Here is a 17505-nt window from a genome sequence, read left to right on the forward strand (position 1 = left end):
TATGCGCCGGAGGGGCCACCTGACCTGCAAGATGATCACACAGCTTCGTACCATTTTCGGGCGCAAAGGCAGCCAAACCGCCAGCGCGCCCCCCGCGCCCGATCTGCCGCGCCCAAGCACGCCGACCTATGTCGTCGGTGATGTGCATGGGCGTGCGGATCTGTTGGAATTGATGCTGGAATTGATCGACGCCCATATCGGCGGCACCGGCGGCCAAGACCCGCGCTTGGTGTTCGTGGGCGATTACATCGACCACGGTCCCGACAGCGCCCGGGTTTTGACGCGCTTGCAGGAATTGTCGCAAGATTTCCCCGATAACGTGGTCTGCTTGATGGGCAATCACGAACGCATGCTGCTTGATACGCTCAGTGACCCCGCCCTGCGCGGCCCACGCTGGCTGCGCGAAGGGGGGGCAGCGACGCTGGCAAGCTACGGCATCGACCCCGCGCTATTGGTCGAAAGCGCCACGCCCGCGCTATGGGCAAAGACCAGCGAAGAATTGGCGCAAGCCATCGGGCCAGAACTTCAAGATTGGCTGGCCGCTTGCCCGCTCAGCTGGCACTCGGGCAATCTATGGGCAGTGCATGCCGGTGCCGACCCGACCCGCCCGATGACCGAGCAAACAGCCCGCGTGCAGCTTTGGGGCCATCCCGAGTTCGACAGCATGCTGCGCGGCGATGATGCTTGGGTCGCGCATGGCCATGTGGTGCGCGATGCGCCCATGGTCCGCGAAGGGCGGATCAGCCTCGACACCGGGGCATGGATGACCGGGAAACTCAGCTGCATCGCGATCCAGCCCGATGGCAGCTATAATTTCTTGCAGACCTGACAGGACAAATTGATCGGTCCTTGGGCTTTATGATGGGTCCTTGGGCTTTGTGTCAGTAAACCAGACCAAGCGCCCGGCCAGGTTGTGCCGCGACCGCGCGCCGTGCGTAGGGAAATTTCGGCAAGCTTTGCACCGATTTAAATTAAAACCTCTTGAACTGACGGCCTTGTCGGGCAATCTTTACCCGTAAGCATGATTAGCGTGGGTCGTGTCGGATAAAGAAGGGTGCGTGCGTACCCATAACAAAGGGAGTGGGCCGTGATAGCGGTGACCGAAAGGCCAAGAGACTGCAAGCGGCGCCCCCCGCAGCTTTTCCGCAGCTTTCAAGGCGGGGAGGCTGATCGGAACGGGGCATATGCCCTGCGGGCATGAATGCTTGTGTCCCACAGCAGACCTCGCGCGGCCTAGCCGACGACAAATTCGCATAACGCCACCCCCGCGAATTTCGAAACATCCAAAATTCCTGACCCAGCGGAGCCGAGCATGTTCTCTGAAAACGGCCTGTTACCGATCATCGCGATCTTGCCATTCCTGGGCGCACTTGTTCCGGGATTGATGATTCGCGCTGGACGCAACGCCTGCGCGAGCTTTACCGCCATTCCCACCGTGTTGGCCTTGGTGTTATTGGCCAGCTTGGCACCGGGCGTGATGAGTGGCACCGTCTACCGCGCCGAGATCACCTGGCTTCCACAGCTGCAACTCTCGGCCAGTTTTTTCTTGGACGGCTTGGGGCTTTTGTTCGCTTTCATGATCCTTGGCGTGGGGCTGCTTATCACGCTTTACGCGCGCTTTTACCTGTCCAGCAAAGACCCGATGGGGCAATTCTATACATATCTTCTCTTGTTCCAAGGCGCGATGCTGGGCATCGTTCTTTCAGATAACATTCTGCTTTTGTTGATTTTCTGGGAACTGACGTCGCTATCTTCATTCTTGTTGATCGGATATTGGAAGCATCTTCCCGAAGGCCGCCAAGGCGCTCGCATGGCATTGACCGTAACCGGCGCGGGCGGATTGGCGATGATCGGGGGGATGTTGATCCTTGGCGAGATCGTGGGAAGTTACCAGCTGACCGATATTCTGGCCGCTGGCGACCAGATCAAGGCAAGCGCTTGGTACGCACCGGCGGTCATCTTGATCTTGCTTGGGGCCTTCACGAAATCCGCACAATTCCCGTTCCACTTCTGGCTACCCCATGCCATGGCCGCGCCGACGCCTGTTTCGGCCTACCTGCATTCGGCGACCATGGTGAAGGCGGGCGTTTTCTTGATGGCGCGCATGTGGCCTGCGCTGGCCGGAACGGAGCTTTGGTTCTACGTCGTGGCCAGCGTTGGATTGGTCACAATGGTGCTTGGTGCGGTCATCGCGCTGTTCAAGGACGACCTCAAGGCGCTGCTGGCCTTTTCGACGGTCTCGCACCTGGGGCTGCTGACCATGCTTTTGGGCTTTGGCACGCCAGAGGCGGCGATTGCCGCAGTTTTTCACATCATCAACCACCTGACCTTCAAGGCGGCACTGTTCATGACGGCCGGCATTGTCGATCATGAAACTGGAACACGCGATATCAAGCGACTGGGCGGACTTGCCAAGGTGATGCCGATCACGGCGGCAATCGGGACGGTTGCAGCGCTATCGATGGCTGGCTTTCCACTTTTCAATGGCTTCTTGTCGAAAGAAGCCATGCTGCACGAGGCCTCTCACACGACTTGGTGGGAAAACCCTTGGATCGTCGGGGCATTGGCCACCTTGGGCGCGCTGTTCTCGGTCGCCTATAGCTTGCGCTTCATCTTTCATGTATTCGCAGGACCGGTGCGCGACGACTATCCGGCCAAACCACATGATCCCGGTTTCGGCATGTGGGCGGCCCCTGCCTTCTTATGTGTCTTCGTGATCGCCATCGGGGTTGCACCCTTCCTTGCCACGCCGGTGGTCAAGATGGCGGCAGAGGCCGTAACTGGCGAGGATCTCTCATTCTATCTCAAGATCTGGCATGGGGTGAATACCGCGCTGCTGATGTCGGTTGCAGCGATCATCGGCGGGGTGATCCTGCTTGTAGCGCACCGGCCATTGGAGCGACTTTGGGCCACGATGCCGCGCCCCGAGGCCAAGACGATTTTCGACAGCCTGATCACGACGACCCAGCAGGTGATGCGCTGGCTGACGGGCATGCTGCACCAAGGAGCGATCAGCCGTTATCTTGCGATCTTTGTCGCTGCCACCGTCGTTTTGGGCCTGATTGCCTTTTCTGGGGGCGCGATGGGCCCCGCGACCCGCGACCTGACCCCGGTTCCGCCCGTGGCCTTCGTGGGCTGGATGTTGCTGATGGCAGCGGTGGCGATGGTCGTTCTTTTCCACCGGATGCGGTTTCGGGCGCTGGTGGTGATCGGGGTCATTGGCTTGATGATCTCGGTAGGTTTCGTTTACCTTTCGGCTCCTGATCTTGCCCTGACGCAAATCTCAGTCGAGACGGTCACGATCTTGCTGTTGCTATTGGCGCTGCATTTCTTGCCCAAACAAAGCCCACATGAAAGCGGGCCGGCACGACGGGCAGGCGACGCAACCCTTGCCGTCATGGCCGGGGTCGCGGTGGCAGCCTTGGCTTACAGTTTCATGATGCGGGATTTCTCGACGATTTCCGACTACTACCTCGCCAATTCCAAATCCGGCGGCGGCGGCACGAATGTCGTCAACGTGATCCTTGTGGATTTCCGCGGCTACGACACCTACGGCGAGATCATCGTGCTGGGGATCGCGGGCTTGTGTATCTTCGCGTTGATGGAAGCGCTTTTGAACGGTCCGGCGGGAAGAAAGCTGCGCAAGGCAGAGTTTGGGCCTGACCGCTCTCGCGATCGGCACCCGCTGATGATGGTGGTTGCTACACGGGTGATGTTGCCCATCGCGCTGATGGTCGGCGTCTATATCTTCTTGCGCGGGCACAACCAACCGGGCGGCGGTTTCGTTGCCGGGTTGATCTTCTCGATCGCGCTGCTGATGCAATACATGGCCAGCGGCTTTGCATGGACGACGCGGCGACAGAGGATCGAATACCATTCGCTGATCGGCTTTGGCGTGGTCATCGCAGGCCTCACAGGTGTGGGGTCATGGTTGGCAGGGCGCCCGTTTCTCACGTCCAATTTCGGCTATTTCGAGATTCCGCCAATCGAGGAGTTCGAACTGGCGACCGCCATGCTATTCGATCTGGGGGTTTTCTTATGCGTGCTTGGGGCGGTGATGCTGATTCTGTACAGCCTCTCGCGACTGGCCCGGCATGCCGGCGAAACCGTCAATAACGAACCGATAGACTATGATCCAAGCCGCTCGGTGCAGGCATCGTCCAGCACGGGAAAGGGGGCCTGAAATGGAGCTACTTGTTGCAAGCGCTGTTGGCGCCCTGACGGCGGGTGGGGTCTACCTCATGTTGCGGCTGAGGGCGTTTGCGGTGATCCTAGGCTTGGCGCTGCTGTCTTACGCGGTAAATATTTTCTTGTTCTCGACAGGGCGGCTGGCGGTGGCCAAGCCGCCGGTCCTTGACGGCTACACCGTCAGCGATTTCGGCGCCTACACCGATCCGCTGCCGCAAGCGCTGGTGCTAACCGCCATCGTGATCAGTTTTGGCATGACCGCCGTTTTGGTCATGTTCGCCCTTGGCGCCTATCTTGAGGCCGGCGACGACAAGATCGATATGGATGGGCCCGATCAGCCCGACCGCCAGATCGCTGCGACGACCCCGCAAGGCTCGGAGAGCGATGGCATAACATTCGGCTTCGAACCAAGGGAGCGGGACGCATGAACCATTGGATCATCGCCCCTGTCATCTTGCCAGCGCTGCTGGCACCGCTGATCGCGTTCGTGATGCGGCACGACATCGTCTTGGCCCGGGCAGCCTCGAGTGTGGGAACACTCGCGTTGCTGGCCATTTCGGTCGGCCTGACGATCATGGCCGCCAATGGCGGCGTTCACGTCTACTATCTTGGCAACTGGCCTGCGCCTTTTGGCATCGTCTTGGTTTTGGATCGGCTGTCAGCGCTGATGGTACTGTTGACGGCGCTTCTTGCGGTGATCGTGCTTTTTCATGCCATTGCGACCGGGTGGGACAAACGCGGCAACCATTTTCACGCGCTGTTTCAGTTCCAGTTGATGGGCATCTGCGGCGCGTTCCTGACCGGCGACGCCTTTAACCTGTTCGTATTCTTCGAGGTCTTGCTGATCGCGTCCTACGGTTTGATGGTCCATGCGGGCGGCAAGGTCCGGCTGCAGGCGGGGTTGCAATATGTGGTGATGAACCTTGTCGGCTCGACGCTGTTCTTGTTCGCCTTGGGCACGCTGTACGCCTCGACCGGAACGCTGAACATCGCTGACCTGATCGTCAAGGTGCAAGAAAGCAACGCCGGTGACGATGGCTTGATCCGGGTGGCGGCGATGTTGCTTTTGATCGTCTTTGGGGTCAAGGCGGCCTTGGTGCCGCTGCATTTCTGGTTGCCCGCGACCTATGCAAATGCGCCCGCGCCGGTCGCGGCTCTGTTTGCGATCATGACCAAGGTTGGTGCCTATGCGATCATTCGTATCCATGGGATGGCCTTCGGACCTGAAAACCCCGCAACCGGCAGCTTGATCTCGGATTGGCTCTTTGTGTTGGCGCTGGTGACGACGGCCGTCGGCGCAATCGGGGTATTTGGGGCGCGGCGCTTGGGATCACTGCTGTCTTATGCGGTGATCGGCTCGATGGGGACGCTGCTGCTGGCGGTATCGGCGTTCGACCCATACGCCATTACCACCGCGCTATATTATCTTGTCCATTCGACCTTCGCGGCAGCGGCACTGTTCTTGCTGGCCGACCTGATCATCGCACGGCGCGGCAACGACTGGCTTGGTGTCCAACCTGCTACGGTACAAAATGGGTTGTTCGCGGCGCTTTTCTTCGCCGGGGCGATCGCAATGGCCGGGATGCCCCCGCTTTCAGGCTTTCTGGGCAAGCTGATGATCTTGGACGCGCTGCGGTCGCCGGAAGTGATCGGTTGGGCCTGGACAGCGATCTTGTTGGGATCTTTGCTGACGATCTTGGGCTTTGCCCAAGCAGGCAGCGGGCTGTTCTGGAAATCGACCGCCAGTACGCCGTCCGACATGGGCAAGGCTGCCGACGCGCCGGGCGATCAGGCAAAGTCTGATACTGACCGCCTCGCCACGACAGCGCTTGCCATCGCGCCCAGCATGATAGCGCTTTGCGTGCTTGCTGCGCTGACGGTCATGGCGGGCCCGGTGACGACCTACCTTGAGGCGACTTCAGCCCAACTTCATGACAGTTCGAACTACGTCGACGCCGTCCTCAATGGCAATTCACGGGAGGAAAAGTAATGCTGCGCAAACTTGTCCCGCATCCCTTCCTTGCGGTGAGCTTGGCCTGTGTCTGGCTGGCGCTTGTCAACAAGATCACGCTGGGCAACATCATCTTGGGTGGTTTTCTCGGGTTGGTGATCGCGCTGATAACGGCACCTTATTGGCCGGGCAAACCCCGCGTGCGTGACCCTTTCAAGGTCGTTGGTTTCGTTTTCTTGGTGATGTGGGACATCGTTGTTGCCAATGTCCAGATCGCGCTGATCATCTTGTTCAAGCCAACAGACAAGCTGAAATCAGCTTGGATCACGGTTCCGTTGGAATTGACGTCACCCGAAGCGATTACCGTCTTGGCTGGCACGATCACCATGACACCCGGCACGGTGTCGGCGACGCTTTCTTCCTGCGGCCGGGCCATTCTGGTGCATGCGTTGCACACTGACGATCCGATCGCGGTGCGCGACGATATCAAATCCCGCTACGAAAAGCGTTTGTTGGAGATATTCTCATGATCACCTATGCGTTGGTGTTCGCCATGGCTTGTATCGGCCTTGGCTTGCTGATGAACCTTTGGTTGTTGGTCCGAGGTCCGGGCAGGGCTGATCGGGTCTTGGCACTCGATACGATGGTGATCAATGTCGTCGCCTTGCTTATACTTTACGGCATTCGCCAAGGAACGGGCGTCTATTTCGAAGCCTCGATGCTGATCGCCATGGTCGGCTTTGTCTCGACCGTCGCATATTGCCGCTTCATCTTGCGCGGCGACATCATCGAATAGGGGGCTGCCATGCTGGTAGAGATCGTTGTCTGTGTCTTTTTGGTCATCGGGGCCCTTTTCGGCTTGGTCGGCAGTTTTGGCTTGCTCAAGCTTCAAGACACCATGCAGCGCTTGCATGCGCCGACCAAGGCCACAACATTGGGCATTGGTGGGGTGCTGATCGCCTCGATGCTGTATTTCTTGCTGATAAAAGACAGTTTCTCGTTCCATGAGTTGATGATCACCTTGTTCTTGTTCCTGACGGCGCCAATTTCCGCGAATTTCTTGGCACAGACCCATATCTCGCTGCGGATGAAACAATCCGACCTGCCCGAAAGCGGAGGCGCATATGGCTGGTCGCTGTTCGACGACCCACCCGTAATGGAAAAGCCGTCAGAACCGGCCGCGCCAACCCAAGCGCCGCATTGACCGCCCACCGGGCGATGGTTCCGATACCGCGCACTGAGCCGCCCGATGTGTCCGCTCATCCGGGGCGGGAACACCCCTGCCAAGGCGGCATATCGGGCACGGCCACGTTCCGATAAAGGGGATGTGCAAGCCCAAGGCTGTATCAGATGCGCCGCGGCGGTTGACGGCAAATGCCGCCGCGGCGCATCCGATGTGAAAACTTCCCCGATCCGTGAACACTGGAAGGGACAACCACCAGCTCGGGTCAGTTTTCGGCGGCGTCACGCGCGTGCCCACGTCGCGCCGCACCAATCGCTTGGTCAGGCAAAGCTAGACCGCAGGCAGCATAGGAAAAAGATAGAATTCTATTGATCTGCGATTGGAAAAACCTATTCCTTCCAGCATGGCTTCATCCGTTCTGCCCATCACCCTGCGCCAGATGCGATATCTCATCGCTTTGGAAGAGACCCACCACTTCCGCGAAGCAGCGGAAAGCTGCGGTATTTCGCAGCCATCGCTATCGGTCCAGATCAAGACAATGGAGGATACACTCGGCCTGGTCTTGGTCGAACGCGGCCGCGGGCCGGTACGCCTGACCTTGGCTGGCCGCGAAGTCGCGCGGCGCGCGCGCGAGATTTTGGACGCCGCCCAAGGGATCTTGGATCTTTCGGTCACGTTGAAATCGGGGCTGGGTGGCACGATCCGCCTTGGCACCTCGGCCACGCTTGGTCCCTATCTGATGCCCCATGTCGTCAGCGATCTGCGCGTCAGCCATCCCGATCTGCGCCTTTATATCCGCGAGGCGGCACCGCGCGATCTCCAGCGCGAATTGCATGATGGGGTGCATGACCTGATCTTGACGCAATTGCCCGTCTCGGGCGCGACGCTTTCGCATGCGCGGCTTTTTCGGGAACCCTTGGCCGTCGCCATGCCAGCTGGTCATCCGCTGGCCGCACGCGAGACGCTCGACAATGACGATCTGGCCGACAAGACCATCTTGTCGCTTTCGCCTGCCTATGCGCTTTACGATATGATCTCGGCGCTTTGCGTGGAAACCGGGGCGCATCTATCGCGCGAGTATGAAGGCACATCGCTTGACGCACTGCGCCAAATGGTTGCGATGAACATGGGGCTGACATTTCTTCCCGCGCTTTACGTCGAAAGCGAGATCCAAGGGCGCGCGCGCGATGTGATTGTGCGGCCCTTTCGCGGTCGGCGCTTTGCGCGCTCGATTGGCTTAATTTGGCGGTCGTCATCCGGTGCTGGCCCGGCCTATGAACGCTTGGCTGCTGCAATTCGCGACACGGCACGCAGATTTCCCCAGCTTGTTATCGAAGCATGACGCTGTGGCATTGACGGGTGGCGGGACGGGGGCAAGACTAGACCCATGACCGAATTCCTTAGCCTTGCCGATCTGCGCGCCTTGGCGCGCGACTGCCTGACCAGAGCGGGCGCGCCCGAGAGTGTGGCGCGCGCGGTCGCCGCCGAAGTCGCCGCCGCCGAAGCCGCGGGTGAGCGCGCAAACGGGATCGAGGCGCTGCTGCGCGATATCCGTCTGATGCGCTATGGGCGCTTGCTGGCCGCAACGCAGGCACAGCTGATCCGCGCGCGACCGGGTTTCATGCGGCTTGATGCGCAGCATGGCTTTGCCGCCGCCGCGCTGTCGGGGGTGATGTCCGATCTTGCCGGGGTTGCCCGTGCGCAAGGAATTGCCGCCCTCAGGCTGGAACAAAGCAGCGATCCGGGCGGTATGATCTGCGCCACCGCCGCTTTGGGGGAACGGGGTCTGGCGGTCTTGGCTTTCGGCCCCGATGGTCCGGGCCGGATCGGACACCCCGACCTTTCGGGTCCAGCCCTGCTGCCTGCGCCACCGCGCACGGCGCTTAACCTGCTATTTCCCGAAATGGGCCATGGCCAACCAGCCGATAGCCCAATCGGGGGGTTGGTCGGCCATTTGGGCTGGCTCGTGGTGCTTGATGCAAGCTTTGCCGGCGATAGCTTTGCCAGCGCCGCGATCTGGGATCTTGCGACACCACCGAAAACCGCAGCTTCGATTGCCTGCTCGGCCGAGTTGCTCGAACAGATTGTGAGCGCGTGATGGGGGATATCTTGCTCAAAGGGGTCACGCTGCGCGGGCTCGAGGTGTTTGAAACACTGGCCCATACCGGATCGGTCGCCGTCACGGCCGAGCGCTTGGGAATGAGCGCACCCGCCGTCTCGCAGCAATTGCGCAATCTCAGCACGGCTTTGGGTGTCGAACTGGTCGATCATTCCCGCAGGCCCATGGTGTTGACCTCGGCGGGGCGGCTGTTTCTGGCACGCGCCGAGACCGCGCTACAAGCCCTTCGCGCGGGTCAACGCGGGCTGAGCATGCTGGATTTGTCCGAACTCTCGGCGCTGTCCATGGGCGTGATCGAGGATTTCGAGAACGAAGTGACACCGCATCTGGCGGCCGATTTGGCCGAGGCGATGACACAATGCGCCTTTCGGCTGGTGACAGGTGCCAGCCATGCCTTGCAAGGCCAGATCGCCCGGCGCGAGCTTGATATCGCGATCTGTGCGGCCAGTAGCCCCGGCCCCAGCGCGGCGATTACGCATCCGCTGATCGATGATCCCTATATTCTTGCGGTGCCACGCGGCACGGATGTATCGGGCGGCCTTGAAGCACTGTCGCATCTTACCTTTTTGCGCCGCGACCCGGATCAGGTGATGGGCCGCCAGATCGAGCGCTACATCGCGGCGGCGGGATTGCGCCTGCCGCATCGCTTCGAGATGGACTCGAACCAATCGATCTCGGCCTTGGTCGCGGGTGGCAATAGTTGGACCATCACCACTCCCCTAAGCCTTTTGCGTGCGGGCCGATTTGCGGGCGATATCGATCCGCACCCCCTGCCCGGACCCGCGATATCGCGAAGGATCGTGCTTTATGCCACGGGTGATTGGACCGGCCCCATTCCCGCGCGCATCGCGGACCGCGCAAGAGAATTGATCGAAGAGCATTTCGCCGCGCCGGGGCGGCTGAAAATGCCATGGCTCAACGACAGTTTCCGGCCACTGGTTCCTGATGACATCACACAACCAGAGATTGAGTTGTAAATATATTTACTCTTTCTGCACTGCGCAGATGAATTGGTTTACATAAAAGCGCAGCCTTCCGAGACAGTTGTTCTCGAATGTGAGGCGACCTGTCATCTTCCCGACATAATCTTGCGCGCACGCAAAACGTGTGTTGCAGGTCACGCGCCAAAGGGCAGCACGCCATCGATCGGAGGGAGGTCATCGTGACCCGATCGGCGGCTATGCCCAAAACAGTGGCGCAGCTTGTGGGAGGCTGACCAAATTTCGTGGCCCTGATGCAAGGGCAATTGGGCGTCCCCTGCGGCAATCGCAGGCGCCGACAACGTTGTTAACATCCGCGTCCCCGTTTCCAAATCGCGCTTCCATGACGAAGCTTCACGACACAAGACCCTGATGGAGAGATGACCTTGGCCACCACGACGAAACCCGGTCCAGCGCTGCTGCAAAACCCGCATGTCGATGCTGCGAAATATGACGCCATGTACGCCGCATCCATTGCAGACCCCGAGGCATTTTGGGGCGAACACGGCAAGCGGATCGATTGGATCAAGCCCTACACCAAGGTCAAAGATACCTCTTTCGCCAAAGATGACCTGCATATCCGCTGGTATGAGGACGGCACGCTGAACGTCGCGGCCAATTGCATCGACCGCCATCTGGCGACACGCGGCGATCAAACGGCGATCATTTTCGAGCCGGATGAACCGACCGATCCCGCGCTTCACATCACCTATAACGAATTGGCCGACCATGTCGGGCGCTTTGCCAATGTGCTGAAGGGTCTGGGCATCCAAAAGGGCGACCGCGTCGTCATCTACATGCCGATGATCCCCGAGGCCGCCTATGCGATGCTGGCCTGTGCGCGGATCGGCGCGATCCATTCCATCGTTTTCGCGGGCTTTTCGCCCGATGCGCTGTCGGCGCGGATCAATGGCTGCGATGCCAAGCTGGTCATCACCTCGGACGGTGCGCCGCGCGGCGGCCGGGTGACCGACCTCAAGGATAATGTGAACAAGGCGCTTCTGCATTGCCCCGACACGGTGCAATGCCTTGTGGTCAAGCGCACTGGCCAACAGGTCGCTTGGGTCGAGGCCCGCGATCATTGGTATGACGCGCTGGCCGCCAACGTCGCGACCGACTGCCCCGCCGAGGAAATGAACGCCGAAGACCCGCTGTTCATCCTCTATACCTCGGGCTCGACCGGTCAGCCCAAGGGGGTGGTGCACACCACCGGTGGCTACCTGGTCTATGCATCGATGACCCATGAGATCACCTTTGACTACAAGGAAGGCGATGTGTTTTGGTGCACTGCCGATGTGGGTTGGGTCACGGGCCACAGCTATATCGTCTATGGACCGCTGGCCAATGGCGCCACCACCTTGATGTTCGAGGGCGTGCCGACCTATCCCGATGCGGGCCGTTTCTGGGCCGTGTGCGACCGCCACAAGGTCAGCCAGTTCTACACCGCCCCCACCGCCATCCGCGCGCTGATGGGCAAGGGGCCGGATTACGTCACGAAATATGACCTTTCATCGCTCAGGCTTTTGGGTTCGGTTGGCGAGCCGATCAACCCCGAGGCATGGAATTGGTACAACGAACATGTTGGCCGTGGCCGCTGCCCCATCGTGGACACCTGGTGGCAGACAGAGACGGGCGGGCATATGATGACACCGCTGCCGGGTGCGCATGAGTTGAAACCCGGCGCGGCGCAAAAGCCCTTCTTCGGGGTCAAGCCCTTGGTGCTGGACGCCACAAGCGGCGCGATCATCGAGGGCAATGGCGTTGAGGGTGTCTTGGTTTTGGCCGATAGCTGGCCGGGCCAGATGCGCACCGTCTGGGGCGATCATGACCGCTTTTACAAAACCTATTTCGGGGATTACGCCGGTTACTATTTCACCGGCGACGGCTGCCGCCGGGACGAGGAAGGCGATTACTGGATCACCGGTCGCGTCGATGATGTGATCAACGTCTCGGGCCACCGGATGGGCACCGCCGAGGTGGAAAGCGCGCTCGTCGCCCATGAAACCGTGAGCGAGGCCGCCGTGGTGGGCTATCCGCACCCGATCAAGGGACAGGGCATCTATTGCTACGTCACCTTGATGGCCGATGAGACACCCACTGATGCGCTGAAGAAGACGCTGAGCGATTGGGTCCGCAACGAGATTGGCCCCATCGCCAAGCCCGATGTCATTCAATGGGCGCCCGGCCTGCCCAAGACGCGCTCGGGCAAGATCATGCGCCGCATCCTGCGCAAGATCGCCGAGAATGATTTCGGAAGCTTGGGCGACATCTCCACGCTGGCCGATCCGTCGGTCGTCGATGATTTGATCGCGAACCGCGCCAAGGAATGACTGAAAAGATGACCGACAGCTCGACCAAAACGCGCCCCGTGAACCTGATCTTGCTCGGCCCCCCGGGGGCGGGCAAGGGCACGCAAGCGCGGATGCTGCAAGACCGCTTTGGTCTTGTGCAGCTTTCGACAGGCGATCTTTTGCGCGGCGCGGTTGCTGCCGGCACCGAGGCTGGGCTTGCCGCAAAGGCTGTGATGGCCGCCGGTGGGTTGGTCTCGGACGCGATCGTTTTGGCCGTTCTCAAGGACCGGCTCGATCACGCCGATGTGGTGGCGGGCACCATCTTGGATGGCTTCCCGCGCACCGCCGTTCAGGCCAAGGCGCTGGATGATCTTTTGGCCGAACGCGGCCAGCGGATCGATGCCGCCATCAGCCTTGCGGTCGATGATGCGGCGATGGTGGCCCGCGTGGCGGGGCGCTATACCTGCGGCGGCTGTGGCGAGGGGTATCACGACCAGTTCAAACAGCCCAAGACAGCCGGGCAATGCGACAAGTGCGGGTCAACCAACATGACCCGCCGCGCCGATGACAACGCCGAAACCGTTGGCGCGCGGCTTGCGGCGTATCACGCGCAAACCGCGCCCTTGATCGATTATTACCGCGCCCGCGGCGTGCTGACCGAGGTGCCCGCCATGGGCGAGATCGGTGAGATCGCAGGTGCGCTAGACGCAATCGTGAGCGCGCTCACGACGCAATAAGGAATTCGGTGTCGCCCGAAAGGAATGGGGCGGCATCGGACGGACCGGGCGGGACAAGAGAACCCGACCGGCACAACTCGAAGGGAGTAAGTAATGGCCGAAAACAACAATGCGTATTGGTCAGCGAACATCCGTCTGGTCACCATCTGTTTGGTGATCTGGGCGCTGTGCTCGTATGGCTTCGCGATTCTTCTTCGCCCGATGCTTTCCGGCATCGCGGTGGGTGGCACAGATCTGGGCTTTTGGTTTGCCCAGCAAGGATCAATCCTCGTCTTTCTTGCGCTGATCTTCTTCTACGCCTGGCGTATGAACAAGCTCGACAAAGAATTTGGCGTGGACGAGCAGTAAGGGACGGACGGAAACATGGATCAGTTTACCCTTAACCTGCTGGTGGTCGGCGCATCGTTCGCCCTCTACATCGGCATCGCGATCTGGGCCCGCGCGGGCACCACATCTGAATTCTACGCTGCTGGCCAGGGCGTGAACCCGGTCATCAACGGCATGGCAACCGCGGCTGACTGGATGTCGGCGGCATCGTTCATCTCGATGGCGGGTCTGATCGCCTTCGTGGGCTACAACAACTCGACCTTCTTGATGGGTTGGACCGGCGGCTACGTGCTGATGGCCATGCTTCTGGCACCCTATCTGCGCAAGTTCGGCAAGTACACGGTTCCCGAATTCGTGGGCGACCGCTACTACTCCACCTCGGCACGCGTCGTGGCGGTGATCTGCCTGCTGGTGATCTCGATTACCTACGTGATCGGTCAGATGACCGGCGCAGGCGTGGCTTTCTCGCGCTTCTTGGAAGTCTCGTCGACCCAAGGTCTGTTGATCGCCTCGACGGTCGTGTTCATCTACGCCGTTCTCGGCGGCATGAAGGGCATCACCTACACGCAGGTGGCACAATACATCGTGTTGATCGTCGCCTACACGATCCCCGCGGTCTTCATCTCGCTGCAATTGACCGGCAACCCGATCCCGGGCCTTGGTCTGTTCTCGACGATGCCCTCGACTGGCGAGCCGCTTCTGGTGACGCTCAACGGTCTTTTGACCGATCTGGGCTTCAACGCATACACCACCGGCTCCAAGCCTTGGCTGATGGCGCTGTTCACACTCTCGCTGATGATCGGTACTGCCGGTCTGCCGCATGTGATCATCCGCTTCTTCACCGTTCCCAAGGTTGCTGACGCACGTTGGTCGGCTGGTTGGGCACTGGTCTTCATCTCGCTTTTGTACCTGACGGCACCTGCCGTGGGCGCAATGGCCCGCTTGAACATCATGACCACCATGTGGCCCAATGGCGTCGAAGGCGAACCCGTTGCGCAGGCTGATCTGCCGAACTGGTTCCAGACTTGGTCGGCAACCGGCCTTCTGGGCGTCGAAGACAAGAATGGCGACGGCCTGATCCAGTACTACAACGAGAACAGCCCTGCGATGCAGGAAATGGCTGCAGCTCGTGGCTGGACCGGCAACGAACTGGTCCGTTTCAACCAGGACATCCTTGTTCTGGCGAACCCGGAAATCGCACAGCTTCCGGGCTGGGTGATCGCGCTGATCGCTGCTGGCGGTTTGGCGGCAGCACTTTCGACCGCAGCAGGTCTGTTGTTGGCCATCTCCTCGGCCATCAGCCACGATCTGATCAAGTCGGTGTTCAACCCGAACATCTCGGAAAAGGCTGAACTGTTCTGGGCACGCGTCTCGATGGCCTTTGCTATCGCGCTGGCGACCTATCTCGGGATCAAACCACCGGGCTTTGCGGCACAGGTTGTGGCACTGGCCTTTGGTCTTGCCGCGGCAACGCTCTTCCCGACGCTGATGATGGGGATCTTCTCCAAGCGCATGAACGCGCCTGGGGCGACCTTGGGGATGGTTGCCGGTCTCGTCGTGACCTGCGCCTATCTCTTCACCTATCTGGGCTTTGCGTTCATCCCCGGCACCAACTTGCTGGCCAACAACGCAGACAACTGGCTGTTCGGCATCCCGCCGACACATTTCGGCCCGATCGGTGCATTGATCAACTTCGCCGTCGCTTACGCGGTGTCGAGCGTCACTGCACCCCCGCCGAAGCACATCCAGGATCTGGTCGAGTCGGTCCGCATTCCGCGCGGCGCTGGCGCGGCTCTGGCCAAGTGATGGTCTGACCATAGGGCGGGGCCTGCGACAAAGCGGGCTCTGTTCAAAACAGCGGCGCATCCCGACAGATCGGGGTGCGCCTTTTTTCGCCGGGGGGGCCATTTGATGACCACCGACATCGCACAAACACTTGCCACGACGCATCCCTATGATGTCTTGCCCGAGGAGGTGCGCGCAGAGCTGGCGCGCGAGATCGCCATCGTCGAGATCGCGACAGGCCAGCGCGTCTATGCCAAAGGCGACGTGCTGACCCATCTTTACCTGATCTTGTCGGGTCGGATCGACATCACCGATGAAGGGGGTGAGATCCTCTCGATCCTTGGGCCGCGCAATTCCTTTGGCGAGCGCGGCTTGATGAAAGATGGGCGCGGTGCCGTGACAGCCCAAGCCGCCGAGGCCAGTAGGCTTTTGGCGATTCCGGCGGCGGTGTTTCACAAGCTGGTCAAAGACCATCCGCGCGTCTTGCGCTTTTTCGACCGCACCCGGCCCGCGGCCGCGCGCAAACAAGATATCACCACCATGGCGTTGTCCGATCTGATGACGCATGCGCCGCTGACCTGTCGCCCCGAGACACAGCTGATCGAGGCCGCGCGCCAGATGCGCGAACTGGGCGTGTCCTGCATCATCGCGACCGAGGGTGAGACCGTGCGCGGTATCCTGACCACAGGCGACATCACCGCGCGCGCCGTGGCCGAGGGGTGCCCACCAGAGACCCCCGTCGCACAGGTCATGACACCCGATCCTATGACGCTTCCGCCAACGGCCCTTGTGGCCGATGTGCTGCATGCGATGATCGAGCGCAAAATCACCCATATGCCGGTGGTCGCGGCTGGCCGCTTGGTCGGTATCCTGACCCAGACGGATTTGACCCGGTTCCAAGCAACCTCATCTGCGGCGCTGATCCGCGAGATTGCCGCCGCCAAAGACCGCACCACGCTTGCGCGCATCGTGGCACGCATTCCCGATTTGCTGGTGCAACTGGTGGGCGGGCAGAACCCGCATCAAACCGTCACGCGCCTGATCACCGATATTGCCGATGCCACCACGCGCCGCCTTTTGACGCTGGCCGAGGCAAAACTTGGCCCGCCACCCGTGCCTTATCTGTGGCTCGCCTGCGGTAGCCAAGGCAGGCAAGAGCAAACCGGCGTCAGCGATCAAGACAACTGCCTGATCCTCGACGATGCCGTGACCCCGCCCGACGACGCCTATTTCGCGGCATTGGCCAAATTCGTCAGCGATGGGTTGGACGAGGCAGGCTATTTCTACTGCCCCGGCGACATGATGGCGACCAACATCAAATGGCGCCAACCGCTGCGGGTCTGGCGTGACTATTTCCGCCGCTGGATCGCCGTCCCGAACCCCGAGGCACAGATGCTTTCCTCGGTCATGTTCGACCTGCGCCCCATCGGCGGGCATATGGCGCTTTTTGACGATCTTCAGGCCGAGACATTACAAGCGGCGGCCAAGAATTCGATCTTCATGGCGCATCTGGTGTCGAACTCGCTCAAGCATCAGCCGCCCTTGGGTCTGTTTCGCGGCTTTGCCACGGTGCGCTCGGGCGAGCATAAGAACACCATCGACCTCAAGCACAATGGTGTCGTCCCGGTCGTCGATCTGGGCCGCATCTATGCGCTGACAGGACAATTGCCTGTTGCCAATACCCGCGCGCGCATCCTTGCCGCGATCGAGGCGGGTGCAGTATCAGCAACCGGCGGGCGCGACCTGCGCGATGCATACGACATGATCGCCGACACACGGCTTGCCCATCAAGCCGCCCAAATCCGGCGCGGTGAGAAGCCCGATAATTTCATGGCCCCCGCCGATCTCAGCGATTTCGAGCGCAGCCATCTGCGCGATGCTTTCGTGGTGGTCAAAACAATGCAGAATGCCGCCACCGCTGGCCGTGGCTATCTCAGCTGAAAG

General features: G+C 60.5%; 15 protein-coding genes. All 15 read left to right on the forward strand.

What is annotated here, in order from left to right; genetic code table 11:
- Window positions 1-31 precede the first annotated feature (31 nt).
- The gene (locus KG698_RS10145) at window positions 32-829 is read left to right on the forward strand and encodes a metallophosphoesterase family protein (RefSeq protein WP_213685452.1); all 798 of its coding nucleotides are present in this window, start codon (window positions 32-34) and stop codon (window positions 827-829) included.
- Between the two features lie 483 nt (window positions 830-1312).
- Entirely contained in the window at window positions 1313-4183 is a 2871-nt protein-coding gene (locus tag KG698_RS10150; RefSeq protein WP_213685453.1) for a monovalent cation/H+ antiporter subunit A, read from the forward strand.
- A gap of 1 nt (window position 4184) precedes the next feature.
- On the forward strand, window positions 4185-4616 hold the full coding sequence (locus KG698_RS10155) for a Na+/H+ antiporter subunit C (protein WP_213685454.1): 432 nt from the start codon (window positions 4185-4187) through the stop codon (window positions 4614-4616).
- Entirely contained in the window at window positions 4613-6178 is a 1566-nt protein-coding gene (locus KG698_RS10160; RefSeq protein ID WP_213685455.1) for a monovalent cation/H+ antiporter subunit D, read from the forward strand. Before KG698_RS10155 ends, KG698_RS10160 begins: the two co-directional genes overlap by 4 nt.
- Complete coding sequence (locus KG698_RS10165; protein WP_213685456.1) at window positions 6178-6669, forward strand: Na+/H+ antiporter subunit E; 492 nt, start codon at window positions 6178-6180, stop codon at window positions 6667-6669. Before KG698_RS10160 ends, KG698_RS10165 begins: the two co-directional genes overlap by 1 nt.
- Window positions 6666-6935, forward strand: coding sequence for a K+/H+ antiporter subunit F (locus KG698_RS10170; protein WP_213685457.1), 270 nt, complete (start codon window positions 6666-6668; stop codon window positions 6933-6935). The genes KG698_RS10165 and KG698_RS10170 overlap by 4 nt, the downstream gene beginning before the upstream one ends.
- Window positions 6936-6944: 9 nt before the next feature.
- The gene (locus KG698_RS10175) at window positions 6945-7343 is read left to right on the forward strand and encodes a Na+/H+ antiporter subunit G (protein WP_213685458.1); all 399 of its coding nucleotides are present in this window, start codon (window positions 6945-6947) and stop codon (window positions 7341-7343) included.
- Between the two features lie 382 nt (window positions 7344-7725).
- Window positions 7726-8664, forward strand: coding sequence for a hydrogen peroxide-inducible genes activator (locus tag KG698_RS10180; RefSeq protein ID WP_213685459.1), 939 nt, complete (start codon window positions 7726-7728; stop codon window positions 8662-8664).
- Between the two features lie 45 nt (window positions 8665-8709).
- Entirely contained in the window at window positions 8710-9420 is a 711-nt protein-coding gene (locus KG698_RS10185) for an Ldh family oxidoreductase (RefSeq protein WP_213685460.1), read from the forward strand.
- Entirely contained in the window at window positions 9420-10418 is a 999-nt protein-coding gene (locus KG698_RS10190) for a LysR family transcriptional regulator (protein WP_213685461.1), read from the forward strand. Before KG698_RS10185 ends, KG698_RS10190 begins: the two co-directional genes overlap by 1 nt.
- A gap of 383 nt (window positions 10419-10801) precedes the next feature.
- A complete protein-coding gene (gene acs, locus KG698_RS10195) occupies window positions 10802-12751 on the forward strand; it encodes an acetate--CoA ligase (RefSeq protein ID WP_213685462.1) in 1950 nt (649 codons plus the stop codon).
- Window positions 12752-12759: 8 nt separating this feature from the next.
- A complete protein-coding gene (locus tag KG698_RS10200; RefSeq protein WP_213685463.1) occupies window positions 12760-13449 on the forward strand; it encodes an adenylate kinase in 690 nt (229 codons plus the stop codon).
- A 93-nt stretch (window positions 13450-13542) separates the two neighbouring features.
- On the forward strand, window positions 13543-13797 hold the full coding sequence (locus KG698_RS10205) for a DUF4212 domain-containing protein (RefSeq protein WP_213685464.1): 255 nt from the start codon (window positions 13543-13545) through the stop codon (window positions 13795-13797).
- Window positions 13798-13812: 15 nt separating this feature from the next.
- Entirely contained in the window at window positions 13813-15582 is a 1770-nt protein-coding gene (locus KG698_RS10210; RefSeq protein ID WP_213685465.1) for a sodium:solute symporter family protein, read from the forward strand.
- A 105-nt stretch (window positions 15583-15687) separates the two neighbouring features.
- On the forward strand, window positions 15688-17502 hold the full coding sequence (locus tag KG698_RS10215) for a DUF294 nucleotidyltransferase-like domain-containing protein (RefSeq protein ID WP_213685466.1): 1815 nt from the start codon (window positions 15688-15690) through the stop codon (window positions 17500-17502).
- Window positions 17503-17505 lie beyond the last annotated feature (3 nt).

Origin of the sequence: Roseicyclus sp. (genome assembly GCF_018402035.1) — a bacterium.
Taxonomy (GTDB): Bacteria; Pseudomonadota; Alphaproteobacteria; order Rhodobacterales; family Rhodobacteraceae; genus Roseicyclus.

What these genes read in the sequence shown, in the direction of transcription:
- KG698_RS10145 (WP_213685452.1), top strand. Translation starts at nt 32, where the DNA reads ATGATCACACAGCTTCGTACCATTTTCGGGCGCAAAGGCAGCCAAACC.
- KG698_RS10150 (WP_213685453.1), top strand. Translation starts at nt 1,313, where the DNA reads ATGTTCTCTGAAAACGGCCTGTTACCGATCATCGCGATCTTGCCATTC.
- KG698_RS10155 (WP_213685454.1), top strand. Translation starts at nt 4,185, where the DNA reads ATGGAGCTACTTGTTGCAAGCGCTGTTGGCGCCCTGACGGCGGGTGGG.
- KG698_RS10160 (WP_213685455.1), top strand. Translation starts at nt 4,613, where the DNA reads ATGAACCATTGGATCATCGCCCCTGTCATCTTGCCAGCGCTGCTGGCA.
- KG698_RS10165 (WP_213685456.1), top strand. Translation starts at nt 6,178, where the DNA reads ATGCTGCGCAAACTTGTCCCGCATCCCTTCCTTGCGGTGAGCTTGGCC.
- KG698_RS10170 (WP_213685457.1), top strand. Translation starts at nt 6,666, where the DNA reads ATGATCACCTATGCGTTGGTGTTCGCCATGGCTTGTATCGGCCTTGGC.
- KG698_RS10175 (WP_213685458.1), top strand. Translation starts at nt 6,945, where the DNA reads ATGCTGGTAGAGATCGTTGTCTGTGTCTTTTTGGTCATCGGGGCCCTT.
- KG698_RS10180 (WP_213685459.1), top strand. Translation starts at nt 7,726, where the DNA reads ATGGCTTCATCCGTTCTGCCCATCACCCTGCGCCAGATGCGATATCTC.
- KG698_RS10185 (WP_213685460.1), top strand. Translation starts at nt 8,710, where the DNA reads ATGACCGAATTCCTTAGCCTTGCCGATCTGCGCGCCTTGGCGCGCGAC.
- KG698_RS10190 (WP_213685461.1), top strand. Translation starts at nt 9,420, where the DNA reads ATGGGGGATATCTTGCTCAAAGGGGTCACGCTGCGCGGGCTCGAGGTG.
- acs (WP_213685462.1), top strand. Translation starts at nt 10,802, where the DNA reads ATGACCTTGGCCACCACGACGAAACCCGGTCCAGCGCTGCTGCAAAAC.
- KG698_RS10200 (WP_213685463.1), top strand. Translation starts at nt 12,760, where the DNA reads ATGACCGACAGCTCGACCAAAACGCGCCCCGTGAACCTGATCTTGCTC.
- KG698_RS10205 (WP_213685464.1), top strand. Translation starts at nt 13,543, where the DNA reads ATGGCCGAAAACAACAATGCGTATTGGTCAGCGAACATCCGTCTGGTC.
- KG698_RS10210 (WP_213685465.1), top strand. Translation starts at nt 13,813, where the DNA reads ATGGATCAGTTTACCCTTAACCTGCTGGTGGTCGGCGCATCGTTCGCC.
- KG698_RS10215 (WP_213685466.1), top strand. Translation starts at nt 15,688, where the DNA reads ATGACCACCGACATCGCACAAACACTTGCCACGACGCATCCCTATGAT.